This is a genomic window from Micromonospora arida, assembly GCF_003857035.1.
In the GTDB taxonomy this organism is placed as follows: domain Bacteria; phylum Actinomycetota; class Actinomycetes; order Mycobacteriales; family Micromonosporaceae; genus Micromonospora; species Micromonospora arida.
The window spans coordinates 24,944-51,650 of the sequence record NZ_QGSY01000200.1 but is presented as its reverse complement, the minus strand read 5'-3'; the positions used below and the strand labels follow the sequence as shown (position 1 = coordinate 51,650).

Here is a 26,707-nt window from a genome sequence, read left to right as displayed (position 1 = left end):
AGATGTGTATAAGGGACAGTCTCTGACCCCACCGGCCGAGCAGGCCCCACTGACTGGACCATCTGGACTCGGCCCTGACCGCACCCCACCGAGCGGGCCCGCTGACCCGACCCGCCGGCAGGGCGGGTCAGGGGCGGGCGATCTCGCCGGTGGAGCCAGCCAGCGCGTCCAGGCTGCCGGACTCGGCGCGGCCGCTGTCGAACTGACGCATCAGCCGGGCGCCCAGGTGCACGCCGACCCCGCCGACGGCCAACGCGACCAGTTCGGTGACCAGGATCGCGGCGGACGCGCCGCGCTGCGGGGAGTGTGACCGGACCAGGCAGGTGAGCAGGAACATGGCGGCCATCACCGCGTTCACCAGGTTGAAGGCGACGGCGGTGCGGCGGGTACGGTCGCCCGGCACGTCCCACAGGTCGACCATGCCGGCCACGGCGGTCAGCGCGGCGGCGACGAGGGCGGCGACGCTGGTCCAGTAGCCGACCTCGCCGAGAAACGCGGGCCCCCCGATCACGTCGGTGAGGTCGAAGACGGTGGCGCTGACGAAGAGCCCGAGCGGGAACGTCACCAGCATCGGTTGGATCGGGTGCCCCTGCACCCGCAGCCTGCTCTGCATCGGTCCTCCCCCAGGTCGGCGCAGCTCACCTGACCAGAGTGCTACCCGGGGCCGGTCGAGGCGAAACGATGCCGCCCGACTCGCCGCCGACAGGGAGAACGGGCACCGTGGCCGCGCCCGCCGAGGCCGGACGGCCAGACCGCCGGCTGATCGACTCGGGTTTCAGGAAGTCGGGGCGTCCGCCGACCCGTGACACCGCGATTTCCAGGAACCCGAGTGGATCACACCGCCGACGCGACCCCAGCGGCCGACGCGACCCGCGGCCCACGCGACCCCAGCGGCCGCCGCGATCCACGCGGCCCTAGCGGCCGGGGTCAGTTGTCGCGTTGGCGGGAGACCGTCCGGACAAGGCGCTCGGCCACCTCGCGCAGCGGAATGTCCAGCGACGAGGCGGCCGTCCGCAGCACGTCGAGGGCCTCGGCCGGCGGGCATCCGCGCTGCGTCATGATCACACCGACGGCCTGGCCCACCACCCCGTCGTGCAGGAGTGAGGCGTCCCGTTCCCCGGCGAGGGTCATCTGCCGGCCGCGGTCGCGGACGGCGGCGAGCAGCAGACCGGCGTGTTCGGCGAGCAGCATGGCGGTCAACTGGTGTTGCGGGGTCAGCAGGTCCGGCGCGGCGGCGTACAGGTTGATCGCCCCGATGACCTGGTCGTCGATGTCGACCGGTGCGGAGATCACACCGCGTACGCCGAGGTCGCGGGCGTGCGCCGTCCAGGCCGGCCAGCGGAGCTCACCGGTCAGGTCGGCGGCGAGGATCATCTCGCGGCGGTGGACCGCGCTCATCGCCGGTGTGTCCGGCCCGTGTCGCAGGTCGTCCAGCCCGGCCAGCCCCTCGTCAGAGGCGGCCACCCCGGCCGGCTCGCCGGCCCGCAGGGCGGTGAACCCGCACCAGCGCACCCCGGCGACGGCGTCCCGGGTGACCCGGACCAGGGCCAGCAGCGCCTCGTCAAAGTCGGTCAGAGCGATCAGCCCGGCGGTCAGCTCCCGTAACAGGGCGGCTGCTTCCAGGACGCCGAGGGTGTGCACCACCGGTTCCCGCGTGTCGAGGTTCACCGGTTCGCAGCCTCCGTGCCGTCCCGTGCCTGCCCGGTACGCATCGTCACCTGTGTCATCGTCTGCTCTCTCCCGACTCGACCGACCAGCCCTACTACCCTGGGAAACCTGGGTCGAAACGGCGTAAATCGGGGCCCCGGTCGCGCGCGGAGGCGCGGTCGGAGCCCCGACGGTCGGTACGTCAGCGCGAGGCGCCGCTGAGCCGCCGCCCGATCGACGCGATCAGACGATCGAGCTCGGACCCGAACGGGTTGTCGTGCACCAGGTACGTCCAGGTGGCGGTGGGCCGGACCAGGGTGCCGTCGTCGGGCTGCCAGTCCTCATCGAATTCGGTCTCGGTGAAGGTGGCGATGGTGCGGGCCTCGATCTCCGGGATCAGGTCGTTGAACGCCGGCACCGCGGCCCGGTGGAACTCGTCCAGCGGGTCGAGCCGGCCCAGCGCACGCAGGTGCACGCCCTCGCGGACCTCCGACAGCTCGGCCAGGTGCTCGGCCCAGAGCCGGTCCAGGTGGTAGAGCGCGATCGACCGGGCGGCACGGGCGAGCAGGTCCTCGTCCATCTCGCCGGCCTTCTCGGGCTCCTTCTCCAGCAGCATCACCGCGGCCACGTCGCTGGTCAGCAGCCGCTCCCGGCGCGCGGCGAGGGCCTTGCGCTGCTGCTCGATGACGACGCTGTAGCGCCAGGTGTTGCGGTGGATCTCGTGGTTGACGCCCTCGGCGACCCGCTGGGCGTGCTCCACCGCGTAGTCGACCTGCTCGTCGGTGACCAGGCCGTCGGCGTTCATCCGCGGTGAGGCCGGCACCGAGTCGGAGGCGTGCCGGACGACGAGGTCGTCCTCCAGGCTGACGAAGAAGACCGAACCACCGGGGTCGCCCTGCCGGCCGGCCCGACCGCGCAACTGGTCGTCCACCCGGCGGCTGTCGTGCCGGCCGCTGCCGATCACGTAGAGCCCGCCCAGCTCGGCGACCCGCTCCTGGTCGGTCTGGTCGCTGCCGCCGAGGCGGATGTCGACGCCACGGCCGGCCATCTGGGTGGACACCGTCACCGCGCCGTACGCGCCGGCCTCGGCGATGATCGCGGCCTCTTCGTCGTCGTTCTTGGCGTTCAGTACGACGCACGGCACCCCGGCGGCGTTCAGCCCGGCGGCGAGCCCCTCGGACTCCTTGACGTCCAGGGTGCCGATCAGCACCGGCCGCCCCTTGGCGTGCGCGCGCTGGATCTCGTCGACGAGCGCCTCGTCCTTCTCCGCCCGGGTGGCGTAGATGCGGTCCGGCTCGTCCTCGCGGATGCACGGGGTGTTCGGCGGGATCACCGCGACCTCGAGGCTGAAGAACTCCCGCAGTTGGTCGCCGACGAGCACCGCGGTGGCGGTCATCCCGCACACCTTCGGGTAGAGCGCGATGTACGCCTGCATGGCGATGGTGCCGAGCACCTCGCCCTCGGCGGTGGCGTCCAGCCCTTCCTTGGCCTCGACCGCGGCCTGGAGACCGTCCGGCCAGCGGCGGCGCTGGGCCACCCGGCCGCGCATCTCGTCGACCAGCTCGACGGAGCCGTCCCGGACGATGTAATCCACGTCACGGTGCAGCAGGGCGTGCGCGTGCAGCGCCACGTTGACCGCGGAGAGCTGCGCGACGTGCTCCTCGTCGTACAGGTCGATGCCGAGCTTGGCCTCCATGGCGGCCAGGCCGGCGGAGGTGAACGCCACGCTGCGCCCGTCCTCGGCGACCGTGTAGTGCTTGCCCTTGCGCAGGCCACGAACGAGCGCGGCGGCGGCGTGCACCGGGTCCTGCTCGCCCGGCACCGCGCCGGCCAGGACCATCGGCACCCGGGCCTCGTCGATCATGATCGAGTCGGCCTCGTCGACGATGGCGGTGGTCAACGCGGGCTGCACCCGGTCTTCCACGTCGGTGACCAGCTGGTCGCGCAGGTAGTCGAAGCCCGCCTCGCTGACCGAGACGTAGGTGACGTCGCAGGCGTACGCGTCGCGCCGCTCCTGCGGGGTGGAGGCCTCGTTGACCCAGCCGACGGTGAGGCCGAGCAGGGTGTAGACCGGCTCCATCCACTGGGCGTCGCGGCGGGCCAGGTAGTCGTTGATGGTGAGCACGTGCACCGGGCCGTTGCCGAGCCGGACGTGCCCGTACGCGGCGATCGTGGCGGTCAGTGTCTTGCCCTCACCGGTGGCCATCTCGGCGACCTTGCCGGAGAGCAGCGACATCGCGCCGAGCAGCTGCACGTCGTACGGCCGCTGGTCGAGGCCACGGCGGGCGGCCTCACGGCCGACGGCGCAGATCTCCTCGTAACCAGCGGCGGCACCCGCGGCCGCGGTCAGCTCGGCGTCGTCGAGCGCGGTGAGCTCAGCCTCGCGCGCCTCGATCGCCGGGAGCAGTTTCTCCAGCGGAGCAAGATCCACGGTCGAGCCGGGGCGCTGGAGGAACCGCCGGAACTTGCTCTTGAACCGTTGCGACACACCCATGAGCGGCAACGGTACGCGATTCCGGGCGGCGCGCGCGGCCCGGCCGCCCGGCAAGTTGGCCTTCCTGGTGCGCGGTCAGCCGACCAGCAGCTGGTGGCTGGCGAGTTCCCGGTACAGCGGGTCGGTGGCGGTCAGTTCGGCGTGGGTGCCCACGGCCACCACCCGGCCGCCGTCGAGGACGACGATCTGGTCGGCGTCGACCACGGTGGCCAGCCGGTGCGCCACGATCAACAGGGTCCGCCGGACGGCCACGGCGTCGATGGCGCGGCGCAGCGCGACCTCGTTGCGGGAGTCCAGGTTGCTGGTCGGCTCGTCGAGCAGCAGCACCGGCGGGCCGGCGAGCAGCGCGCGGGCGATGGCCAGCCGCTGCCGCTCACCTCCGGAGAGCAGCACGCCACCCTCCCCCACCTGCACGTCGAGGCCCAGCGGGGTGCGCTGCGCCAGGTGGCCCAGGTTGACCTCGTCGAGGACGTCGCGCAACCGGTCGTCGGTGGCGTCCGGGGTGGTGATCAGCAGGTTCTCCCGCAGCGTGCCGGCCAGCACGGGAGCCTCCTGCTCGACGTAGCCGAGCCGGGCCCGCAGCGCGTCGCGGGGCAGGTCCCGTACGTCGGTGCCGTCGAGTCGGACCGCGCCGGCGCTCACCTCGTAGAAGCGCTCGACCAGGGCCAGCAGGGTGGACTTGCCGGCGCCGGAGGGACCGACCAGGGCGGTCCGGGTGCCGGCGGGGACCGCGAAGCTGACCTCGTGCAGCACCGGCTCGCCGCCCGGGTAGCCGAAGCCCACCCGGTCGAACTCGATCATCGGGGTCGGGCGACGCGGGGTTGCCGTCGCGGCGGCGGAAGCCGGGCGGTCGTCCGCGCCCTCCGCGGGCACCGCGAGGATCTCCTCGATCCGCTGGAGGGCGCCCAGGCCGGACTGCAACTGGGTGTACGCCCGCAGCACCTGACCCAACGGCAGCGCCAGCAGGAACAGGTACATGACGAACGCGACCAGGTCGCCGACGGAGATCGCCCCGGCGGCGACCCGCGCGCCTCCGATGCCGAGCACCAGCAGGAACGCGCCCTGCACGGTGACCGAGCCGATCGGGCCGACCAGCGCCTGCACCCGGGCCACCCGCAGCCCCGCCGCGTACGCCTCCCGCGCGCTGCCGGTGACGGTCTCCGTCTCCCGGGTCTCGGCCCGGCTGGCCCGGATGGTCCGGGCCGCCGAGATGGCCCGCTCCACCGCCGAGGTCATCTCGCCGATCCGCTCCTGGGCGACCCGGGCCAGCGCCCGGACCCGGCGGGCGAAGGTGGCGGCGAAGGCCAGCCCCAGCGCCACCCCGAGCAGGGTGACGCCGAACAGCAGCGGGTCGAGCAGCACCATGGCCGTGCCGGCGCCGACCACCGTCACCGCACCGGTGACCGTCTCGAACAGCCCGGAGGTGACGACCGCGCGCAGCAGCGTGGTGTCCGAGCCGACCCGGGAGAGCAGGTCGCCGGTGCGTCGGCGGTCGTACTCGGCGATGGGCAGCCGCAGCAGGTGGCCGGCGAGCCGACGCCGGGTGCCCAGCACCACTCCTTCGGCGGTGCGTTGCAGCAGGTAGTCACGCAGCCCGCCGATCGCCGCGCCGAGCACCACGAGAGCCACCAGCACCGCCACCAACTGGGAGACGCCCTGCTCGGCGCCGATCCGCTCCAGGACCGACCGGGTGAGCAGCGGCTGCGCCAGCGACGCCGCCGAGCCGATCAGCGACAGCGCGCCGACCACGACCAGGGTGCCGCGGTGCTCCCGCAGGTACGGCAGCAACGCGGCCAGGCCGACCGACCGGCCCCCGGGGCTGCCGCCGACCGGCCGGTCGGTCAAGGTGTCGCCGGAAACCGGCCGGTCCTGCACTGTGCTCATGTCGCGAACGGTAGCCGCCCCCGGCACGCGGCGAACGCGGGTCAGGTCGCGAGCACCACCTGAAGCTCCTGGCGGCGACGGTCGGCCAGGTCGGTGAGGAGGGCGGGCGCCTCGTCGAACGGCACCACCGCCGAGACGAGGTGCTTGCGGATGGTGTCGCCGTACGTCCTGAGCAGGTCGACGGTCTCGGCGGAGAGCCGTTCGCGGTCCCAGGTTGGCGCGAGCCCGCGCGGCACCCGGCCGATCTGGGCGCAGCGCAGCGACAGCCCGTTGTGGTGGAACTCCTCACCGAGGCGGACCGCGTCCGCGCCGCCCTGGTAGAAGGCGAGGTCGATGACGGTGCCCTGGGGCCGCAGCAGCCGCAGGGCGAGGTGCAGCGCCCACGCCTGCCCCCGGCACTGGAACACCACGTCGGCGCCCCGGTCGCCGGCGGTGTGCGCCCAACGGGTCTTGAGCACCACCGCCGGGTCGTCCGCGTCGGGGTCGAGGGTCTCCAGACCGAGGGCCTCGGCGACCTGGCGGCGTTGCGGGGTGGGGTCGAGCACCACCACCGACGCGGCACCGTTACGCCGGGCGAACAACGCCGTCAGCAGCGCCACGACACCGGCGCCGACGACGGCGACCCGTCGGCCGCGTACCCCGTCGCCGAGCGCTCGGACGTCGGTGCCGTGCAGATCGGCGGCGGCGTGCAGCAGACCGTTCGCGCAGATCGGGCCCATGTGCGCGACGTAGACGCCGAGCAGCGGGTCCAGGTCGTCGGGCAGCGCCACGAACCGTTCGGCGACCGGGTCGGCCAGCCAGCCGGTGCGGTGCCCGTACGTCATCGCGCCGACCGTGCCCACCGCGATGGCCGAGGTCTCGCTCTCCACCACCCGGCCGACCTGCATGTAGCCGAGTCGGGTCACCGGGTAGGGCGTGCTGGCCGCGCCCGGCTGGAACAGGCCCAGGTCGGCGTTCCAGGTGACGTTCAGGTAGGGGTTCGTGCCCTTGACGTAGCTCAGCTCGGTGCCGGCGGAGACACCGCTGAACAGCGTCTCGACCCGGAACGTGCCGGGGCGCAACGGGGCGGCGTCCTGCTCGACGAGGTCGACCCGGCCGGGGCCGGTGACCACCACGACCTTGTCACGCATCGACGGTCACCCCGTTGGCGAGCACCGTCGGCGCGGTCGCGGTGGCGAGCCGCACGGTGGCGCCGGTACGGGCCGAGTCGGCCAGCGCGAGGGCCAGGCGCTGGGTCGCGAGGGCCTCGGCGTACGGGACGCGCACGTCGTCGCCGATGCCGCGGACGGCGTCGACGAAGGCGCGGTCCACCGCCACCCGGGCGGCTTCCGGGTCGGCGGGAACGTGTCGTTCGCCGTCGGCGTCGCGGATCGACAGCCCGTCCTCGGTGATCGCCAGGGCCAGCCCGTCGGCGAGGATCTCCAGGCCGGCGCGGTGCTTCCAGCCGAGGACGCAGGCGGCGCTGAGCGTGCCGACCGCGCCGTCGGCGAAGCGCAGCGCGGCAGTGGTCACCGAGTCGATGTCGGCGCCGTCGACCGGCGGTGGGGTGCCGTTGCCGTACGCGGTGACCTCGGTGACCTCGCCGGCCAGAACCCGGATCAGGTCGAGCACGTGGGCGGCCTGCTCCACCACCGGGCCGCCGGAGCGGTCCCGCCGCGACCACCACGCCACCGGCGGCACCTTGTCCAGCCAGGCGCCGCTGACCATCCGCACCGGCCGGTCGGCGAGCAGGTCGCGGGCCTGGTCGAGCACGCTCAGGTAGCGCCAGTGGTGGCCGACGGCGGTGCGCAGCCCACGCCGCGCGACCAGTTCGGCGATCCGCTCGGCGGTGCTCAGGTCGACAGCGACCGGCTTCTCCACGAACATCGGCACCCCGGCCTCGATCACCGCCTCCTCGGCGGGGCCGTGCGCGAACGGTGGCACGCAGACGTACACGGCGTCCAGCTCGGCGGCCAGCAGCTCGGCGACGTCGGCGCAGGCCCGCCCGCCGTGCTGTTCGGCCAGCGCGGACGCGGCCTCCGGCGCGACGTCCGTGACGCCGACCAGCTCGACGTCGTCGAACCCGGCCAGGACCCGCGCGTGGCGTTGTGCCACGCCACCGGCTCCGACCAGACCCACCCGGCATTTCCGCATTCCGACACCCCTTCGAAGGCTTTTCATCTGCGCTGGGAGCAGTCCCCTGAGCTGTGCGCAATCAAACGTTCATCCCCCGGGAACGGATTGTCGTCACCTCTGTGATCAAGCTGTTGCCCAGAATGCGGTTAGCGCGTGATGAGGAATGGGAACAACCAATTTTGGTTTTTCCACGCACGAACGGAGGGGGTGCCCGTGCGGGATACGACATCGAGTGTGTCACCGGTGGTGGAGGCGTGGGCCACGTACCGGACGACGGCTGCGGCGGACTGGCCGGCCCGTCGGCTGTTGCGTGCCAAGGGTGAGACCCGGGTCAGCGTGGTGCTGCCGGCCCGCAACGAGGAGGCCACCGTCGGCGCGATCGTGTCGACCATCCGGGAGCACCTGATGGATCGGGTGGCCCTGGTCGACGAGTTGATCGTGGTGGACTCCCGCTCGACGGACCGCACCGCGCAGGTGGCCCGTGCCGCTGGCGCGGAGGTGGTCAGTCAGGACGCGATGACCCGGGGGTTGCCCCGGCTCACCGGCAAGGGCGACGCGCTCTGGGCCGGGCTGGCCGCCGCAGAGGGAGACGTGGTGGCGTTCATCGACGCCGACCTGCGGGAGTTCCGGCCGCACTTCGTGAGCGGGCTGCTCGGCCCGCTGTTGACCGACCCGTCGGTCGACTTCGTGAAGGGCTTCTACCACCGACCTCTGGTGGGCACCGCCAGCGTGGAGCAGGACGGCGGGGGCCGGGTGACCGAGTTGATGGCCCGACCGCTGCTCAACCTCTTCTGGCCCGAGCTGGCCGGCTTCGTGCAGCCGCTCGCAGGCGAGTACGCGGGTCGCCGGGACGTGCTGGCCCAGGTGCCGTTCGTCTCCGGGTACGGGGTGGAGACGGCCATGATGATCGACCTGCTCGACCTGGTCGGCCTGGACGCGCTGGCGCAGGTCGACCTCGGTGAGCGCAAGCACCGCCACCAGGACACCGCGGCCCTGGGCCGGATGTCCGCGCAGATCATGTTGACCGCGTGGTCCCGGCTGCAACGGCGCGGCTGGGCGACCCCCGGATTCGCGCCGGAGGCGTTGCTGACCCAGTTCCGTCGCGGTGGTTCGGACACCCTGCCGAACCTGGACCGCGAGATCGTGGTCAGCGACGTGTCCATCGAGGAGCGCCCACCGTTGGCCGAACTGCGCCACCGGGTGCCCCGCCGCCGGGTGGCCGCCGCATGAGCGCGAGGAGTCTCACGGTGCTGATGAACGCCGGCCCGTGGCTGTCGGTGCCACCGCCCGGCTACGGCGGCATCGAGAACGTCATCGCCACGCTGGTGCCGGAGCTGCGGCGACTCGGCGTACGGGTGGTGCTCGCCTCGGTGGGCAGCAGCACCCTGCCGGTGGACGAGCAGATCTCGGTCTTCCCCGACGGGCAGTTCGCCGCATTGCAGCGGCCGTACAACCAGGTCTGCGGGATCGCCCAGGCGCACCTGGCCGGCGTGGTCCGGGAGCTGCACTCCCGCGACGACATCGACCTGGTGCACGATCACGTCGAGGCGGTCGGGCTGGCCACCCTCGCCGCGATGGGGCCGGCCGGACCGCCGACCCTGCACACCCTGCACTGGGACCTGGCCAAGCACCCGGCGCTCTACGGCACCCTGGACGGCGGCGACCGGGTCCGGGTCAACGGCGTCTCCGCGTCGCAGCTGGCCCGCGCCCCGCTGGCGCTGCGCGAGCACTCGGTGGGGCACGTGCACCTGTCCACGCCGCTCGCCGTCGACGCCGACCGGCGGCCCCGACCGGACAAGGGCGAGCACCTGCTCATCCTCGGCCGGATCAACCCGGGCAAGGGGCAGGACGTGGGTGCCCGACTCGCGCACCGGGTCGGTATTCCGCTGGTGCTGGCCGGCCCCGTCGGCCCGTACCACCGGCCGGCCGACCTGGCCGCCGCCGGCGACGAGGCCCGGCAGAACCCGGACGTGCGATTCTTCCTCGACGAGGTGGCGCCGCACGTCGACGGTGACCTGGTCCGCTGGGTCGGCACCGTCGCCGGCCAGGAGCGCGACGACCTGCTCGCCAGCGCCCGCGCGTCGCTGTTCCCGCTGCGGTGGGAGGAGCCGGGCGGCACGGCGGTCGTCGAATCGCTCGCCCTGGGTACGCCGGTGGTGGCCACCGCTCGGGGTTGCCTGCCGGAGCTGATCGAGCACGGCCGTACCGGGCTGCTCACCGCCGACGAGGAGGAGTTGGCTGACCTCGTCCTCGCCGCCGAGTTGCTCGACCCCGACGAGTGCCGGCGGGTGGCCGCGCAGCGCTTCACGCCCGCGGTGATGGCGCAGCGCTACGTCGAGCTGTACGAGCGGGTCCGGCAGTCCGCGAGCGCGCCGAGGTTGCTGCCGGCCTGACCGCCAGCGGGGCCGGCCCGGTTTGCCGGTCGCGCCAGCGGGTAGCCGGCAGCGCTCATGCCCGCCGCGCGACGAGGAGCCGGGAATGGTCGGACCGATGGCGCACTCCCGGGCCCGACCCAACCCGGCCGACGGCAAACCGCCGGTCCGTCGCGCGGCGGCGACGGTGGGGGTGCTGTTCCTGCTGGTCGGCGTGCTCGGCTTCGTGCCGGGGATCACCACCGGCATGGACGCGCTGCGCTTCGCCGGCCACGACTCGGGCGCGTACCTGTTCGGCGTCTTCCAGGTGTCGGTGCTGCACAATCTGGTGCACCTGGCGTACGGGGTGGCGGGTCTGCTGTTGGCCCGGACGGTCACCGGCGCTCGGGCGTTCCTGATCGGCGGCGGCGCGGTCTACCTGGTGCTCTGGCTCTACGGGCTGGCGGTGGACCACGACACCGGGGCGAACGTGCTGCCGGTCAACGACGCCGACGACTGGCTGCACCTGGGGCTCGGCGTCGGCATGATCGCACTGGGCATCCTGACCGGCCGGCCCCGTCGCTGACCGCCGACCCCCGGCCTGACCCGCCGGCTCCGTCGCTGACCTGGGGGCGCGGGGCGTGACCTGCCTCGCCCCGCCGTCGGTCCGGTTTGAGCGGGAAGGGCCTCGGGTAGTTGGCAGATCCCGACCCAGCAGCGAATTGAGGCGCCGATGTCGAGCGGGATCACCTGCGAGGTGCGTACCACGGCACCGGTGGCGGTCGTCCGACTCACCGGTCCGCTGCACCTCGGCACGATGCGCTCGGTGCACCGGGCGCTCAGCGACGCGCTGGTCGACCAGCCGGAGGCGCTGGTGGTCGACATGGCCGGGGTGAGCGTGGAGGACCGGTTGGCGCTGTCCGTTTTCGCCGCGACCGCCCGCCGGGCCGAGGAGTGGCCGGCGGTGCCGGTGCTGCTCTGCTCCCCGTCGCCGATCGCCGCACGATGGCTGGCCGAGTCGACCACGTGCCGGGTGCTCCCGGTGTCCGCGGACTGCGCGGAGGCGACCCGGTTGGCCGGCACGACGTCCACGCTGCGGATGCGGGCCCGGTTGGAGCCGGTGGCCGGGGCCTGCCGGCGGGCCCGGGAGCTGGTCACCGACGCGTGCGCGCGGTGGAACCTGCCCGACGCGGCCGGGCCGGCGGCGTTGGTGCTCAGCGAACTGGTGGGCAACGTGGTGCGCCACGCCGGCACGCCGATGCAGGTGACGGTGACCCTGCGCCGGCCGTACCTGCACCTGGCGGTGGTGGACGGCAGCAGCGCCCAGGCCCGTGCGGGCGGGACGGACCTGTACGCCGAGGGTGGGCGAGGATTGATGCTGGTCCGGGAGCTGACCCAGCGGTGGGGCAGCGTGCCGGCCGGTCAGGGCAAGGCCGTCTGGGCGATGCTGCCAGCAACCTGAGCGTTCGAGGTGCTTGCACCGGTCCTGGCGATCTGCCCGAAATTACCGTCATTGGCTGGTTACATGGTGTGAGGGTGGGTAGAGCACGCCCGTCCTTTCTGCCGTCACGACGGGGTGAGCAGCCATGCCCAAGCGGGTAACCACAGAACCCGGTCGAGATCGGGGCCCGGCGATCCTGGCACCGGCCCGCTTCGGGGGCTTCCCGGGACCGGTACGCGCACCGGTTCCCGGCAGCTCGTTGATCAAGTTCCTCGCCACGACCGACCACAAGCAGATCGGCCTGCTGTATCTGCTGACCTCCTTCGCCTTCTTCTTGTTGGCCGGCCTGGAGGCGATGGTGATGCGGGCCGAACTGGCCCGCCCGGGGATGCAGATCCTGTCCCCGGAGCAGTACAACCAGCTCTTCACCTCGCACGGCGCGGTGATGCTGCTGCTCTTCGCCACGCCCGCGGCGTTCGGGTTCGCCAACTACATCGTGCCGATCCAGATCGGCGCGCCGGACGTGTCGTTCCCCCGCCTCAACGCGCTCGCCTACTGGCTTTACCTCTTCGGCGGGCTGATGGTGGTCGGCGGCTTCCTCACCCCGCAGGGGTCGGCGGACTTCGGCTGGACCGCGTACACCCCACTGAGCAGTGTCGAGAACAGCCCCGGAGTGGGCGCGAACATGTGGGTGCTCGGCCTGGTCGTCTCCGGGCTCGGCACCATCCTCGGTGCGGTCAACCTGATCACCACGATCCTGACCCTGCGCGCCCCCGGCATGACCATGTTCCGAATGCCGATCTTCACCTGGAACATGCTGTTCACCAGCGTGCTGGTGATCCTCGTCTTCCCGCTGCTGGCCGCCGCGCTGCTGGCGCTCTCCGCCGACCGGTTGCTCAACGCGCACGTGTACGACGCGGCCACCGGCGGCCCCATGCTCTGGCAGCACCTGTTCTGGTTCTTCGGCCACCCCGAGGTGTACATCATCGCGTTGCCGTTCTTCGGCATCATCACCGAGATCATCCCGGTCTTCTCCCGCAAGCCGCTCTTCGGCTACACCGGGATCGTGCTGGCCACCATCGCCATCACCGTGCTGTCGATGACGGTCTGGGCGCACCACATGTTCGCCACCGGCCAGGTGCTGCTGCCGTTCTTCAGCATCCTGAGCTACCTGATCGCGGTGCCCACCGGTGTGAAGTTCTTCAACTGGATCGGCACCATGTGGAAGGGTCAGCTCACCTTCGAGACGCCGATGCTGTTCGCCATCGGCTTCCTGGTCACCTTCCTGCTCGGTGGCCTCACCGGCGTCCTGCTGGCCAGCCCGCCGGTCGACTGGCACACCCACGACAGCTACTTCGTGGTGGCGCACTTCCACTACGTGGTGTTCGGCACCGTGGTCTTCGCCCTGTTCGGCGGCTACTACTTCTGGTGGCCGAAGATGACCGGGCGGCTGCTCGACGAGCGGCTCGGCAAGGCGCACTTCTGGACCATGTTCATCGGCTTCCACGGCACCTTCCTCGTGCACCACTGGCTGGGCAACGAGGGCATGCCACGCCGGTACGCCGACTACCTGCCCACCGACGGCTTCACCACCCTGAACACCATCTCCACGATCTTCTCGTTCATCCTCGGCCTGTCCACCCTGTTCTTCATCTACAACGCCTGGAAGTCCTGGCGGTACGGGGCGATGGTGACGGTGGACGACCCCTGGGGCTTCGGCAACTCCCTCGAATGGGCCACCAGCTGCCCGCCGCCCCTGCGTAACTTCGACCGGATGCCCCGGATCCGCTCCGAACGTCCGGCGTTCGACCTGAAGTACGGCCCCCTCGTCGCCGATCTGGGCCGCGACCTGCCGCAGCGCGTCACCAAGCCGCCACAGCACCTCGCCGAGGAGTTCCGGATGGAGCACCACGCCCCGGAGTCGCCGTCCGCCGAGGGCGCGCACGGCGCACGCGACGCGGTCGACTACCAGCCGGCGCCGCGCTCCGGCGCCCGCCCGGTGGACGTACCGGAGCCCGAGGGCGTCCGCCGGCCGAGCTTCGAGCAGAGCGACCCGCCGCAGGACGCCGAGGACGCGCCGAAGCCGCACGAGCGCTGGCGGCACCCGCACAGCGACGGCAACCCCGAAGAGCACTGACCAGGGGTACGCGCAGAAGGGCCGACACCCAGCGGGGTGTCGGCCCTTCGCTTGTCCGTGTGCGTCAGTCCCGGGCCGGCGCCAGGCCGGCGGCGGTGAGCGAACGGCGTACCGCGGGTTGGACCCGGGTCAGCCGCAGCGGCACCCCGGTCCGCTCCGCCGCGTCCCGACCGGCCATGAGGGCGGCGATCCCACCGGCGTCGAAGCCACCCGCGCCGACCAGGTCGACGACCACCTCGCTGGGCTGGCCGGTGACCGCCTCCAGCATGGCCCGGCGCAGCTGGTCCGCGCCGTCGCGGTCGATCTCGCCGCCGACCTCGACCACCACCGAGTCGCCGTTCTGCTTGACCGAGATCCGGGTCTTGCCCGGGTCGGGTTCGGCGGCTCCGTTCTGCCACGGCGGCGGCGCGTCGGCGAGCATCGCCTGGCGCAGCCAGGTGAGCGCCCGCGACAGCAGCCGGGACACGTGCATCTGCGAGATGCCGAACCGGGCGGCGATCTCAGCCTGGGTCTGGTTGCCGTAGAAGCGCATCGCGAGGATCCGTCGCTCACGCCAGGGCAGTCGGTGCAGCAGGCCGCTCACCGTCACCCGGTCGTCGACCGACTCCAACGCGTTGTCCGACTCGCCGACCAGGTCCCCGAACTCGGCGGAGCTCTCCCCACCCACCGGCGCGTTCAGTGAGGCCGGGCTGTAGCCGGCCGCCGACTCCAGGGCGGCGAGGATCTCCTCCTCCGGGGTCTCCAGCCGGGCCGACAGCTCGGCCACCGACGGGGCCCGGGACAGTTCGCTGGTGAGTGCGGCGGTGGCCTGCCCCACCTCGAGGATCAGGTCCCGCAGCCGGCGGGGCACGTGCACGCCCCAGGTACGGTCCCGGAAGTGCCGTTTGATCTCGCCCACGATGGTGATCGCGGCGTACGCGGTGAACGAGCCCCGTTCGGGGTCATAGCGGTCGACGGCGTTGACCAGGCCCAGCCGGGCCACCTGCTCCAGGTCCTCCAGCGGCTCCCCCCGTCCCCGGTACCGGCGGGCCAGCCGGCCGGCGAACGGCAGCGCGAAGCGCACCAGGTCGTCCCGGGCCTCCCCCCGCCGCTCCGGCGGCAGCCCGGCGATCCGGGCCGCGTACGCCATCGCCGCCGCGTCGAGGTCCTCCAGACCGCGATCGCTGGGTGGTGGTGGGGTCGTGGTCGTGGTCGTGCTCGTCTGTCCGAACATCCGCGCCTCCCTCAGGAAGGTCCCCCGCCCGGATCGGGAAACCGGTCGTGCGCGTGGTCGAGCCACGCACCGGGCCGGAAAGTGGGTCAGTGACTGGGATGCCAGCGGGCGACACCGCCTCTACGCAGCGCAATTAGGCCGTCGCAGCCAGCGATGTTCCCGCTCCGTAGGTACTCAATCACGGGACCCCGGGTTCGCGAGGATGTTTCGGCGTCCTCCGTCTCAGGAGACCAACAACCCCTGGTGGCCGCCGCTGTCGCGGAGCACGGCCAGCGCCTCGGCGACCCCCAGCGGGGGCGGCGCGGGCAGGTCGTACGGCTGGGCGCGCAGCACTTCGGTGGCCCGGCGGGTGGGCACCGAGGTGACCGGGTAACCCCGCGCGGTGGTGCGGTCCAACGCCCGACGCCGTCGGCCGAACCCGGCGACGGCCAGCCACTGCGGCAACCCGGCCAGCGCGGGTGAGCGCACCCCGGGCGGTTCGGGCAACACGTCCACCGAGCTGAACGCCTCGCTGCCGGCCAGCCACCACTCGGCCTCGTCGACGCTGCGGCGGGTGGCGTTCTCACACCAGTACGGCACCAGCCCCGCCCGCACCACCTGCCACGGGTCGAGCAGTCGACCGCATTCCACCACCAACCGGTCACCGGTCTTGCCGGCGCGCCGCAGCCACCGCCGGTACAGGTCGGCCACGCCCGCGCTCAGCGCCGCCGGCCGGGGCACCAACACCCGGTGCAGCGGGTGCTGATTCCGGGTGGACCAGTCCCCCGCGGCCAACTCGAAGCCCGAGTCGACGCCGTGCTCGGCGTACGCCGACGGCACGGACACCTCCGGCGGCTCCCACCGCGTCGCGTCGCCCCCGACGGAGCGCAACACCTGCCGCAACGCGTGGCTGTCCGGGTGGAAGTCCACCGGGTCCAGCCCACTGCCAGGGCAGCCGACCTGGAAGCTGTGCCCCGGCCCGCGCTCCAGGACCGGCCAGGTGCGCGCGTCGCGGACCAGCAGCACGGGGGCACCCGGCACCAGCCGGTCGGCCAGGAACCGCGCGTACGCGGCTGGTAGGGCCCTCCACGCGGCGGTCAGCGACACGGTCGCCCCGGCGAGCGCGCCATGGCTGGCCGGGCAGTGCACCTGGCGCAGGTGCAGGTCGGCGTTGCCCGCGAGCAACCGGGTGGCGAGTGCCGCGCCGTGCTCCGCGGCGTCCGCCGGGCGGTCCACCCCGCCGTCGGACCAATGCACGGTCATCTCGAAGCCCGCCGGCAGCCACGGCACGCCGAGGGCCACCGCGAGGTGTGCGGCCGCGCCGTGCGGAGATCCGATCAGCACCCCGGGGTAGCGCCGGCGGGGGTACTGGTCGACGAACCACCGGGCCACCCTCGCGGCGTCCACCTCGTCGATCTGGGCCACGGTGAGCGCGACCTTGCCGGCGGCGCGGGTGACCGCGGCACGGCGTACCGGCTCGGGGGCACCGGGGAACCGCGACGTCGGCCCGGTCTGCCCGAGGTCGGCACAGTCGACCCCGCGCAGTGCCCGGGCGGTGGCGGCGACCAGCACCCGGGCGGAGCTGCCCGCGGCCACGACCCGGTCGCCGGCGAGACCGGCGCCATCGGCCGTGAGCCCCTTGTGCACCTTGTGCACCGGCCCCACCTTGCCTCGTTCGCTCACCACGCGGCCCGGCTTCCCGTCCCGATGGGGTTCAAACGGGGCATCACCCTCCCGGCGGCACATTCCGCTGCTCAGCGGGGTGCCCCGGTCATCACCGGCGTTCGGCGGCGCGGGTTTCGCCAGGGCCAGGACGGGCACTTCCGGGGCCATGCGCACCGACGACACCAGCGAGCCAGCCGCCGCCACGATCACCCCGTACGAGGACGGACCGCTGCTGGTCCGCGGCGACTTCGCGTTGGTCACCCCGGACGGCGAGCGCATCGACGCGCGGCGGGGCACTGTGGCGTTGTGCCGGTGCGGCAAGTCGGCGCTCAAGCCGTTCTGCGACGGCACCCACAAGGCGATCAACTTCCGCGCGGGCACCACCCGCGAGGGCTGACCCCACGTCGTCGCGTCGCGTCACGCAGCGAGAGGGCGCGGAGGGGCCGCACCAGAGGCACGTCCCCTTTGCTCTGCACCCGCCCACGCGCCAGTTACGGACCGTGTGTGGTGCGTGGGCGGGTGCAGAGCAAAGGGCGGACCCGGGGCGGCACGGCCCCACCGGGGGGCGGCACGCCCTCTGACAAGCCCTTCGGATCAGACGAACGCGGGCGGGGCCACCTCGGGCGACGCGACAAGCGAGACCGTGGGCGGCACGGCCGGCGGGGCCGGTGCGCGCAGCGAGCTGCGGCCGGCGGCCCAGCTGTCCAGCAGGTGCGCGGCGAACAGCCGGTCCACCGCGAGCCCGGCCGCCGCGCCGAAGAGCACATCGGGGGCGAGGGCCGGCTCGACGCGGACCAGGCCGCCGCACATGTCGTGCGCGGCGATCTGCTCGTGGACCGCGTCGGCCTCGACGTGCTCGTCGTAGAAGTGGGTGGCCACCTCGTCGAAGCCGAGCCGCCGCAGGCCGTTGCCGTAACGACGGTTGGGCAGCGAGGAGGTCATCTCGAACGCGGCCAGGTGCCCGAGCAGCGCGCCGCGCAACCGTCGGTGCAGCCCGAACAGTGACATCAGGTTGTTGGTCGCCAACGTCACCGCCGGCGCCACGTCGATGTGGGCGCCGTAACCGGTGTCCAGGCCCAGCCGGTCGAGGGTGCTCCGGAACAGCTCGGCGTGCATCCGGTCCAGCCGCCCGTTGCCGTACTCGTCGGACTGGATCTCCACGAGCGCGGCCTTGGCCGGGCCACCGAGGCGGGGCAGCGCCCAGCTGTGCGGGTCCGCCTCTCGCAGGTGGTAGACGGAGCGGTGGGCGACGAACTCGCGGAACTGGGTGAGATCGGCGCGGCGTTGCAGCATCGCGGCCAGCGCCGGACCGTCGTCGGCCGCGACCAGCTCGGCCAGGCCGGCCGCCACCCCGGCGGCGGGCACCGACGGCACGCCGACCAGCCGCCGCAGCGCCGCCTCGAAGACCCGTTCGCAGCGGGCACGCAGCGCCAGTAGCGTCGGCTGCCACTCCCACGACTCGTCCACCCCGAGCCAGCCCCGGTAGTGCAGCTCGTAGCAGAGGAACAGCATCAGCTGCAGGTCCTCGTCGGTGATCGGGTCCGCCGGGTAGAGGCCGACGCCGAGATCGGCCGGCAGGTCGTGCGGCGAGCGCCGCAGAGCCTCCACGGCCGCTGCGGAGAGCGGACCCCGTGCCATCGGCAGGGGCGCCGGACCGTAGCGGCGGTCGGCGGGCTCGGACATGGGACCTCCAGCGTCGTCGGGCCGCTACTCATGCCCTGGTCCGAGGTGGCTAAACGAGGTCGTCGGCGTTCGCGCTGACCTCCACCTGCTCGCGGACCTTCCGGGCCGGAGCGCCGTCGGCGTACAGGCCCCGCAGGTCGGCGAAGGCGGGCTCCGGCGGCGCCAGGGACACCGTCGGGTCGACGACCGCCTCCAGTACGCAGGGGCGGTCCGCGGCGAGGGCCTCGTCCCAGGCCGCGCCGACCAGCTCCGGACGGTCCACCCGAACCCCGTGCAACCCCAGCAGCCGGGCCCACCCGGCGTACGGCACGTCGGGGCGGCGGCGGGTCGGGTCGGACGACAGTTGTCGCCCGCCACCCATGCCGTTCTGGTCCCGGTTGTTGAGCACCAGCACCACCAGTCGCGGGTCGCGCCACTGCTGCCAGAGGTGCGAGACGGTGATCAGTTCGGCGAGCCCGTTGAGCTGCATCGCCCCGTCACCGACCAGCGCGACCACCGGTTGGTCGGGCGCGGCGAGCTTGGCCGCCACCGCGTACGGCAGCGCGCAGCCCATCGAGCCGAGGGTTCCGCACAGCTGCGCGTTGACCCCCGGTGGCAGGGTGAGGTGCCGGGCGTACCAGTAGAGGACCGAGCCGACGTCGACGGCGACCGCGCCGGTGCCCGGCATCCGGGCGGACAACTCCTGCAGAACGAGCTGCGGGTTGACCGGGTCCGCGGCGGCTGCGGCGCGCTCGGCGGCGACCTCCCGCCAGCGGTCCACCGAACTCTCCACGGTGGCGCGCCACTGCTGGTCGGACCGGCCGCGCAATCGGCTCAGCAGCGCCCGCAGCGTTTCGGCGGCATCACCGACCAGCGGCACGTCGGCCGGGTAGCGGGTGCCGATCCGGCGGCCGTCGATGTCGATCTGCACGGTGCGCGCCTGCTCGGGCATGGGGAAGTAGTCGGTCCACGGGTCGTTGGTGCCGACCATCAGCAGCGTGTCGCAACCACCCATCAGCTCGGCCGCCGCCGGGGTGCCGACCTCGCCGAGCACCCCGGTGTGGAACGGCAGCCGCTCGTCGAGCACCGGCTTGCCGAGCAGCGAGGTGGCGACCCCGGCGCCCAGCCGGTCGGCGATCTCGATGATCTCGGCGGCTGCGTCCCGACCACCCTGGCCCACCAGGATCGCGGTCCGCTGGCCGCCGCCGAGCAGCTGCGCGGCGGCGTCCAGGTCCACCTCGTGCGGCAGGACCCGGGCCAGCGGTTCGCCCGGGGTCGCCGTGATCACCCCGGCGCCGTACGACTGCAGGTCGGGCACCAGCGCCTCCTGCAACTGTCGGGGCAGCACCACGCACGTCGGGCTGCGGGTCGCCGCCGCCGTACGGAACGCCTGGTCCAGCAGCGTTCCCACCTCATCGGGGCTGCGGCCGTACCGGACGAACTGGTTGCACACGTCCCCGAAGAGCCGGCTCAGCCCGATCTCCTGGTGCGCTCCGCCGAGCGGCCCGGAGATGTCCTCCCCGACGATGGCCACCACCGGCTTGCTGTCCAGCTTGGCGTCGTAGAGGCCGTTGAGCAGCTGGACGGCGCTGGGGCCCTGGGTGGCGAGGCAGACCCCGATGCCGCCGGTGAACTTGGCGTGCCCGGTGGCCATGAACGAGGCGGTCTCCTCGTGCCGGGCCGGGATGAACGCCGGCTCACCGCCGGTGCGGTCCAGCGCGTCGACCAGTGGAGCGATCGCCTCGCCGGGGTACCCGAAGGCGCGGGGCACCCGCCAGGCCAGGAGCCGCTCCACCACGACGTCCGCAACCGTTCGGTCAACCATTGCCGCGCCCCGGTGTGCTGGGGTCGACGTAGCGCAGTACCGCGCCGACGCCGTCGGTGAGGTCGGGCGCCTCGTCGGGGCCGAGCACGGTCAAGGCCGCGTCGGTGCCCACGAGAGCTCGGACCAGCGCCGCGTCCGCGCGTACCCGCTGCGGGTCGGCGACCGACATGGCGGCCAACTGCCCCGGGTCGACGGCGATCTCGGTGGGTTGCGCGCCGATCCACAGCTCACCGTTGGCCGACGGGTCGTCCACGATGATCATCGTGTCGACCTGGTTGCGTTGCAGGGCCAAGACGACCGCGTCGAGGCCGCCGCCCACGTCCTCCTGCACGCCGAACTTGTCCAGCGCGGCGCTGATCCGCTGGTCGGCGATCTCCGCGATGGTCTGCACGGTGAGGTCGTCCAGCAATGTGAGGTCGGCGCCGGCGGCCCGGGAGCCGGCGTCGGTGCGGACCATCAGGTCCTGCCAGCGCTCGGGCATCTGGGCGGCGATCATGCCGGTGGCCCGAACGTCGCCGGCCACCACCACCACCTCCGCGCCGACCTTCTCGGCCAGCTCAACGGTCGCGGCGGTGACGTCGCCGGCGTTGCGGTGCCAGGCCTCCATGGCGGCCTTCTGGTAGATGTCCTGAGACCAGCCACCGGGCTGCGGCTTGCGCACCGGGAAGGTCTCCCCACCAACGACGTGGGCCTTCCGGGGAACCCCACCGGCGCTGATGGCGATCGCGTCCGCGCCGGTGCGGTCGGCCAGCACGCGCACCCAGGCCACCTGCTCGCCGCGTTGGGCGAGCAACGGCATCACGTGCGGCAGCGGCCCCACGTGGGCCAGGTCCCGCACTGGCGGCGCGGACAGGTAGTCGGAGAGCACCACCCGGCCGTGACTGGCGAAGACCGCCAGGCCGTAGTCCCCGACCATCGGATCATGACCTCGGACCACCCGGTCCAGCGCGGCGATGTTCGCCTCGTCCGCCCCCTGTTCGGCCAGGCTGCGCTCCAGGGCACGCCAGCGCAAATCCAAGGCGGGATGGGCGTCCTCCGTGTCCGCGGAGGCGTCCAGATACACCGAGCACCACGGCCCGGGACGGTCGTAGAGCGGGCGCAGGAAGGACAGCTGCATGCTCGACCCCTTTCCAGCTCGGCCCCCCGCTTACCCGGGTCGCCGGGGATGTCACCTCGCGGCCGTGAGCCCGTGACCAGGTTTCATTCACGTCGTTCAACCGAGGACGTCGATACGATCTGTGAACACAAGCGGACTCTCGGTGGTGGGGGAATGGACAACGGACTCGATACCCGACGGATCGTGCACCCGACGGAACGAATCGTCACCGGGCGGCTGATCCGCCTGCTCGACGGCTACACCCGTGAGGTGCGTATCGGTCAGCCGGTGCTGGTGGCGGTGCTCGCGGCGGCGGCCTTCGCCCGGCTGCCCGCCCTGCTGCTGCGCTCGCTCTTCTCGTTCGGCGGCGGCGGCACCCGCCGTCGCTGGAAGGAGCTGAAGCAGGGTCCGGAATACCTGGTCACCCCGGTGCGGCTACGTAACGCCGCCGGTCAGCTCTGCGAGGTGGAGCTGCACGGTCAGTTGCCGCAGAGCGCCCTGCACCCGGCAGACCAGGTGCAGCTCACCCTGCGCCCGCAACGCGACCCGGAGCTGCCGCCCCGGATCGAACGGATCGTCAATCTCACCACCGGGCAGCTGCTGACCCCGCGTACGGCGACGCTCTGGTCGCATCTCGGGCCGCCGCTGCTGTTGCAGGCGTTCCTGGGCACGCTGCTGCTGGCCGGCGTCGCGGCCTGCTCCGCGCTGACCTGACCGGCCCCGGCGGGTCGGTGGTTCAGCCGACCGGGGCGGGCTCGCGGGCCGGTTGCCGGTCGACGCCGAGCATGCCCCGGCGGCGGGCCCAGCGCTCGAAGGCCAGGGTGGCGAACGGCGGCACCGCGCTGGCCAGGGCCACCGCCGTGGCCAGCAGGCTCCACCGGTGCAGCCGGGCCACGGCAAGCACCAGCAGGGCGTACGCGACGAACAAGCCGCCGTGGATCGGCCCGAAGATCTTGACGCCCAGCTCGTTGTCCGGCGGACCGTACTTGACCAGCATGCCGACCAGCAGGGCCAGCCAGGAGCAGGCCTCGGCGATCGCCGCCGCGACGAACAGCCGGGTCACCTTCTCGCGCATCCGCACGCCACCACCTCTCGGCCCGCAATGCTATCGGTCCGCTCTGGCTGGGCTAACGGGGCGGGCAGTTGGGTAGGAAAGGGTCCTCGGGTCTTCCCCCGCCCGGCGATTACGTGCGAGGTTAGGGGGACCAGCGGTGACGGGGTGGTGACCATGGGCGAGGACGTCGGCGTACGAACCTTCAGTCGAGAGGATCGAGCCCGGTACCGCGACAAGGTCCGCCGCTGCCTGGATGTCTTCGCCGAGATGCTGCGCGAGTCCCGCTTCGACGTCGACCGGCCGATGACCGGCGTGGAGATCGAGCTGAACCTGGTCGACGAGGCGTCGAATCCGGCGATGCGCAACGCCGACGTGCTGGCGGCTATCTCCGACGCGAGCTTCCAGACCGAGCTGGGCCAGTTCAACGTGGAGATCAACGTCCCGCCGCGCCGGCTGACCGGCACCGGCACCGCCGACTTCGAGGAGTACGTGCGGGCCAGCCTCAACGCCGCCGAGGTGAAGGCTCGGGCGATCGGCGCGCACATGGTCATGATCGGCATCCTGCCGACGCTGCGGCCCGAGCACCTGACCGCCGAGACGCTGTCGGCCAACCCCCGCTACAAGCTGCTCAACGAGCAGATCTTCGCGGCCCGCGGCGAGGACCTGCCGATCGCCATCAGCGGGGTGGAGCGTTTGGCGGTCACCGCCGACACGATCACCCCGGAGGCGGCCTGCACCAGCACCCAGTTCCATCTTCAGGTCAGCCCGGCCCAGTTCGCCGACTACTGGAACGCCGCCCAGGCGGTGGCCGGCATCCAGGTCGCGGTCGGCGCGAACTCACCGCTGTTCTTCGGCCGGGAGCTGTGGCGCGAGACCCGCATTCCGCTTTTCCAGCAGGCCACCGACACCCGGTCGGAAGAGATCAAAGCCCAGGGGGTACGCCCCCGAGTCTGGTTCGGCGAGCGCTGGATCACCAGCGTGTTCGACCTGTTCGAGGAGAACGTGCGTTACTTCCCGGCGCTGCTGCCGGTCTGCGATCCGGAGGATCCGGCGCAGGCCCTCGCGGCCGGTGAGGTGCCCAATCTGGCCGAGTTGCGCCTGCACAACGGCACCGTCTACCGGTGGAACCGCCCGGTGTACGACGTGTCACGGGGCCGGCCGCACCTGCGGGTGGAAAATCGGGTGCTGCCCGCCGGCCCGACCGTGCTGGACACCATCGCCAACGGCGCCTTCTACTTCGGGTTGGTGCGCGCCCTCGCCGAGTCGGACCGGCCACTGTGGTCGCAGATGTCGTTCAGCGCGGCCGAGGAGAACTTCACCAGTTGCGCCCGGCACGGCATCGACGCGCAGGTCTTCTGGCCCGGTCTCGGTTACCTGCCCGTCACCGAGTTGGTGTTGCGCCGGTTGCTGCCGGTGGCGCATCACGGCCTGGACCGGTGGGGGCTCGACCCGGCCGAGCGTGACCGGTTGCTCGGCATCATCGAGCAGCGCTGCCTGACTGGCCGCAACGGGGCGACCTGGCAGGTGGAGACGCTGCACCGGTTGGAGTCGGCCGACCACCTGGACCGGCCGGAGGCGCTGCGCGAGGTGGTCCGACACTACGTCGACCTGATGCACAGCAACCGGCCGGTGCACGAGTGGCCGATCCCGTGAGCACACCGGACGGGTGGCCCGATCGGCGCGGGGCTCAGCCTCGCGGGGTGGGAACACCGAAGAGATCGATGATGCCGCCGGGGAGCTGGGCGAGCAGGTCGTTCCGCTCGTCGTCGTTCAGCGCCTCGGCGACGGTACGCAGCACCGCCTGGGCGTGTTGACGCACGTGGTCCGCGTTCGCGACCTGTTCGCGGTCCCCGACGTTCTTCAGGAACTCGCCGACGTCCCACCGGCGGCCCTGCGGGTTGCGGGTGACGGACCCGTTCAGCCGCTCCGGTAGCTGCGCCGCCAGGTTGTCCGCCTCCTGTCCGGCGAGCCGTTCACCGAGCACCGACAGGACGGCCTGTATGGACCGCACGGCTTCGTTCTCACCGAGGCCCGCGCGCTGTCGTACCGTGGCGATCATCTGCTCGTACTCCATGCCCCGCTCCTTCGGTCTCGTCGGCATGCCGTCAGGCCTGCCTGCGGACGAACGGGGCGAGTTCCCAGGCTCTGCGGCGACAAACGGAGTCGCGCGCGGACCCGGACTTTCCCGTCGTCGGTGGGCGGGGCCTCGCAAGCTGTCGCGAACCAGGCGTCACTCGTTTTGCCAGCTGGGCCAGGTCGGGCCGTGTTGGAGCGCTTCCGCTGGTGCAGGGGCACCGCGCGTTCGCCCGGGCGGGCATTGTCCCTTGTGGACCCCTCTTGGCATTGATGATTGTCGTAGGCTGTGGCAGCTCGCACGCATCGTCTGATCACGATGAGGGGACGCCGGTGGCCACTTCTGGAACAGACCCAGCCGCGATCCAGGGGCCCGCGCGGGTGCCCCTGTCCCGTCGACACATGCTGCGGATGGGAGCGGCGGCAGCCGGTGGCGCGGTGCTCGTCGGCTCGGCGGAGGCCGCGTCCGCGCAGGCCGCGCCGGTCGGTGCGAAGCGCGTCCTGCGGGCACCGGCGCTGGCACCCGGTGACCGGGTCCGGGTCGTGTCGCCCGGCAGCGCGCCCGACCCCACGAACATGGCCCGTGGCATCGAGATCCTGCGGAGCTGGGGCCTGGAGGTCGAGCTGGGCAGGCATGTCTTCACCAGATACGGCTATCTGGCCGGCACCGACGCGCAGCGGCTGGCCGACCTGAACGCCGCGCTCACCGACCCGGGCGTTCGTGCCGTCTTCGCCGCCCGAGGTGGTTACGGCACGCAGCGGATCGTCGATCAGATCGACGTGTCCGTTCTGCGCCGGGATCCCCGGGTGGTCGTCGGTTTCAGTGACATCACCAGCATCCACGGCAAACTCTGGCGCGAGACGGGCCTGGTCACCTTCTACGGCCCCATGGTCAACTGGAGTGATGCCCGTACCGGCCCCGAGTCGGCCGAGGCGCTCCGCAGGGCGGTGATGACCACCGCACCGGTCACGATCTCCCGGGATCCGGCCGAGACAGCCGCTTCCGTGGTGGTGCCGGGGCGGGCATCGGGGCCCCTGCTCGGCGGCTGCCTGACGCTGATCTCGACATCGCTCGGCGCGGAGGACTCCCCGAAGTTCGATGGCGCGATCCTCTTCTTCGAGGACGTGGACGAGGCTCCGTACAGCATCGACAGCATGCTGACCGAGCTGCGCCGGGTGGGCGTGTTGCGCAGGGTCGCCGGTGTGGTCATCGGGCAGATCACCAACAGTGTCGGTGAACCGGGCGAGTGGGACACGGCGGCGGTGCTCAAGGACCGCCTGTACGACCTTGGCGTGCCGGTCCTGGGCGGGCTACGGCTGGGGCACGGCGACGGGCAGCTCACCGTGCCGCTGGGCTCGCGCGCCACGATCGACGCCACGGCAGGGACCCTGACGGTGGAGCCGGGGGTCCGCCCGCGCCAGGCCTAGAGCTCAGACCTGCGGCGTCTGGTCCCAGGGGTCAGACCTGCGGCGTCTGGTCCCAGGGGGACGGGTCGTCGCGCAACCGGCTGTACAGGTAGCCGTCGCGCCACTGGCCAGCCCGAAACTCGCTGGCCCGTACGACGCCCTCGAGTTGGAAGCCGGCTTTCTCCAACGCCCGTTGCTCGGCGATGTTCTCCGGGTGCGTGCCGGCCTGGATGCGCTGGGCCGGGCTGTGGTGGAAGAGGTAGTCGCAGAGCAACGCCTGGGCGCGCCAGCCGATGCCTCTCCCCCGCCACTGCGGCAGCAGGACGATGCCGATCTCCCAGTACGACGCCCGTCCGGCGTAACGCCCAGCGGTGTAGCTGACGATGCCGGCGGCGGCCTGCTCCTGCTCGACCTCCACGACGAGCCGTCCGTCGTCCTCGCCGAGGTAGCCGTCGACGGCGAACCGCCGTGCCGGCGCCCCGGCGTCGCTGAAGCCGGCCCAGTCCAGACCGATCAGGCCCGGCTCGGTGCGGAGCCGCCGGAAGATCGCCAGGTCGGGCTCGGCAACCGGCCGTAGCCGGACAGTGAGATCGGCCGAGACAGACATCGACATGTCACCACTCTCCATGGCGACACGCTAGCTTGCGCAGAGCCAGGGCTGGGT

At 72.4% G+C, this 26,707-nt stretch carries 23 protein-coding genes; 9 read left to right on the top strand and 14 right to left on the bottom strand.

Translation table 11 applies throughout. The features are described 5' to 3' along the window. Positions 1-127: 127 nt before the first annotated feature. The 6 genes from DLJ58_RS19220 to DLJ58_RS19195 all read right to left on the bottom strand — a co-directional run bounded on the left by DLJ58_RS19220 (position 128) and on the right by DLJ58_RS19195 (position 8,158). Entirely contained in the window at positions 128-613 is a 486-nt protein-coding gene (locus DLJ58_RS19220; RefSeq protein WP_124858338.1) for a DUF2231 domain-containing protein, read from the bottom strand. Positions 614-927: 314 nt separating this feature from the next. Continuing rightward, complete coding sequence (locus tag DLJ58_RS19215; protein ID WP_124858336.1) at positions 928-1,668, bottom strand: GAF and ANTAR domain-containing protein; 741 nt, start codon at positions 1,666-1,668, stop codon at positions 928-930. 181 nt (positions 1,669-1,849) lie between these two features. Further along, complete coding sequence (gene secA2 / locus DLJ58_RS19210; protein WP_124858334.1) at positions 1,850-4,141, bottom strand: accessory Sec system translocase SecA2; 2,292 nt, start codon at positions 4,139-4,141, stop codon at positions 1,850-1,852. Between the two features lie 75 nt (positions 4,142-4,216). Next, positions 4,217-6,025: an ABC transporter ATP-binding protein gene (locus tag DLJ58_RS19205; RefSeq protein WP_124858332.1), complete on the bottom strand. Its 1,809-nt coding sequence runs from the start codon at positions 6,023-6,025 to the stop codon at positions 4,217-4,219. Positions 6,026-6,066: 41 nt separating this feature from the next. Beyond that, positions 6,067-7,155: a zinc-dependent alcohol dehydrogenase gene (locus tag DLJ58_RS19200; RefSeq protein WP_124858330.1), complete on the bottom strand. Its 1,089-nt coding sequence runs from the start codon at positions 7,153-7,155 to the stop codon at positions 6,067-6,069. Next, entirely contained in the window at positions 7,148-8,158 is a 1,011-nt protein-coding gene (locus tag DLJ58_RS19195; protein WP_124858328.1) for a Gfo/Idh/MocA family protein, read from the bottom strand. The genes DLJ58_RS19200 and DLJ58_RS19195 overlap by 8 nt, the downstream gene beginning before the upstream one ends. 195 nt (positions 8,159-8,353) lie before the next feature. Between DLJ58_RS19195 and DLJ58_RS19190 the strand changes: the two genes are divergently transcribed. The 5 genes from DLJ58_RS19190 (at position 8,354) to ctaD (ending at position 14,069) form a co-directional block, all read left to right on the top strand. Next, positions 8,354-9,370 carry a glucosyl-3-phosphoglycerate synthase gene (locus DLJ58_RS19190; protein WP_124858326.1) on the top strand — a complete coding sequence of 339 codons (1,017 nt, stop codon included), beginning with the start codon at positions 8,354-8,356 and terminating at the stop codon, positions 9,368-9,370. Beyond that, positions 9,367-10,533, top strand: coding sequence for a glycosyltransferase (locus DLJ58_RS19185; RefSeq protein WP_124858324.1), 1,167 nt, complete (start codon positions 9,367-9,369; stop codon positions 10,531-10,533). The genes DLJ58_RS19190 and DLJ58_RS19185 overlap by 4 nt, the downstream gene beginning before the upstream one ends. 85 nt (positions 10,534-10,618) lie before the next feature. Then, on the top strand, positions 10,619-11,077 hold the full coding sequence (locus tag DLJ58_RS19180; RefSeq protein ID WP_124858322.1) for a DUF4383 domain-containing protein: 459 nt from the start codon (positions 10,619-10,621) through the stop codon (positions 11,075-11,077). A 147-nt stretch (positions 11,078-11,224) separates the two neighbouring features. Then, positions 11,225-11,953 (top strand): ATP-binding protein, encoded by a 729-nt coding sequence (locus DLJ58_RS19175; RefSeq protein WP_124858320.1) that lies wholly within the window; start codon positions 11,225-11,227, stop codon positions 11,951-11,953. A gap of 124 nt (positions 11,954-12,077) precedes the next feature. After that, positions 12,078-14,069: an aa3-type cytochrome oxidase subunit I gene (ctaD, locus tag DLJ58_RS19170; RefSeq protein ID WP_124858318.1), complete on the top strand. Its 1,992-nt coding sequence runs from the start codon at positions 12,078-12,080 to the stop codon at positions 14,067-14,069. Positions 14,070-14,133: 64 nt separating this feature from the next. Here ctaD and DLJ58_RS19165 read toward each other — a convergent pair whose 3' ends face one another. After that, positions 14,134-15,282, bottom strand: a complete 1,149-nt coding sequence (locus DLJ58_RS19165) for a SigB/SigF/SigG family RNA polymerase sigma factor (protein ID WP_124858316.1) — start codon at positions 15,280-15,282, stop codon at positions 14,134-14,136. Between the two features lie 222 nt (positions 15,283-15,504). After that, entirely contained in the window at positions 15,505-16,947 is a 1,443-nt protein-coding gene (locus DLJ58_RS19160; protein WP_244219026.1) for a hypothetical protein, read from the bottom strand. Between the two features lie 145 nt (positions 16,948-17,092). Between DLJ58_RS19160 and DLJ58_RS19155 the strand changes: the two genes are divergently transcribed. Then, positions 17,093-17,323, top strand: coding sequence for a CDGSH iron-sulfur domain-containing protein (locus tag DLJ58_RS19155; protein WP_112587484.1), 231 nt, complete (start codon positions 17,093-17,095; stop codon positions 17,321-17,323). A gap of 197 nt (positions 17,324-17,520) precedes the next feature. On the opposite strand, the gene DLJ58_RS19150 is transcribed toward DLJ58_RS19155, so the two are convergent. From DLJ58_RS19150 to DLJ58_RS19140, 3 genes are read right to left on the bottom strand one after another with little or no spacing between them, the layout of a single operon-like run. After that, on the bottom strand, positions 17,521-18,609 hold the full coding sequence (locus tag DLJ58_RS19150) for an iron-containing redox enzyme family protein (RefSeq protein WP_124858312.1): 1,089 nt from the start codon (positions 18,607-18,609) through the stop codon (positions 17,521-17,523). Positions 18,610-18,658: 49 nt separating this feature from the next. Further along, positions 18,659-20,413, bottom strand: coding sequence for a thiamine pyrophosphate-binding protein (locus DLJ58_RS19145; protein ID WP_124858310.1), 1,755 nt, complete (start codon positions 20,411-20,413; stop codon positions 18,659-18,661). Beyond that, on the bottom strand, positions 20,406-21,530 hold the full coding sequence (locus DLJ58_RS19140) for a baeRF2 domain-containing protein (RefSeq protein ID WP_124858308.1): 1,125 nt from the start codon (positions 21,528-21,530) through the stop codon (positions 20,406-20,408). Before DLJ58_RS19140 ends, DLJ58_RS19145 begins: the two co-directional genes overlap by 8 nt. 153 nt (positions 21,531-21,683) lie before the next feature. Here DLJ58_RS19140 and DLJ58_RS19135 point away from each other — a divergent pair, with 153 nt between their 5' ends. Next, positions 21,684-22,223: a hypothetical protein gene (locus DLJ58_RS19135; protein ID WP_124858306.1), complete on the top strand. Its 540-nt coding sequence runs from the start codon at positions 21,684-21,686 to the stop codon at positions 22,221-22,223. A gap of 22 nt (positions 22,224-22,245) precedes the next feature. Here DLJ58_RS19135 and DLJ58_RS19130 read toward each other — a convergent pair whose 3' ends face one another. Continuing rightward, positions 22,246-22,584 carry a DUF3817 domain-containing protein gene (locus tag DLJ58_RS19130; RefSeq protein WP_124858346.1) on the bottom strand — a complete coding sequence of 113 codons (339 nt, stop codon included), beginning with the start codon at positions 22,582-22,584 and terminating at the stop codon, positions 22,246-22,248. Positions 22,585-22,737: 153 nt separating this feature from the next. On the opposite strand from DLJ58_RS19130, the gene DLJ58_RS19125 reads away from it, so the two are divergent. Then, positions 22,738-24,216 carry a glutamate-cysteine ligase family protein gene (locus tag DLJ58_RS19125; protein ID WP_124858304.1) on the top strand — a complete coding sequence of 493 codons (1,479 nt, stop codon included), beginning with the start codon at positions 22,738-22,740 and terminating at the stop codon, positions 24,214-24,216. A gap of 34 nt (positions 24,217-24,250) precedes the next feature. Here the strand turns inward: DLJ58_RS19125 and DLJ58_RS19120 are convergent, their stop codons facing one another. Next, on the bottom strand, positions 24,251-24,637 hold the full coding sequence (locus DLJ58_RS19120) for a DUF2267 domain-containing protein (RefSeq protein WP_158629610.1): 387 nt from the start codon (positions 24,635-24,637) through the stop codon (positions 24,251-24,253). 401 nt (positions 24,638-25,038) lie between these two features. Here DLJ58_RS19120 and DLJ58_RS19115 point away from each other — a divergent pair, with 401 nt between their 5' ends. After that, entirely contained in the window at positions 25,039-26,064 is a 1,026-nt protein-coding gene (locus DLJ58_RS19115; protein WP_244219025.1) for a S66 peptidase family protein, read from the top strand. A 31-nt stretch (positions 26,065-26,095) separates the two neighbouring features. On the opposite strand, the gene DLJ58_RS19110 is transcribed toward DLJ58_RS19115, so the two are convergent. Continuing rightward, positions 26,096-26,671, bottom strand: a complete 576-nt coding sequence (locus DLJ58_RS19110; protein WP_244219024.1) for a GNAT family N-acetyltransferase — start codon at positions 26,669-26,671, stop codon at positions 26,096-26,098. Positions 26,672-26,707 lie beyond the last annotated feature (36 nt).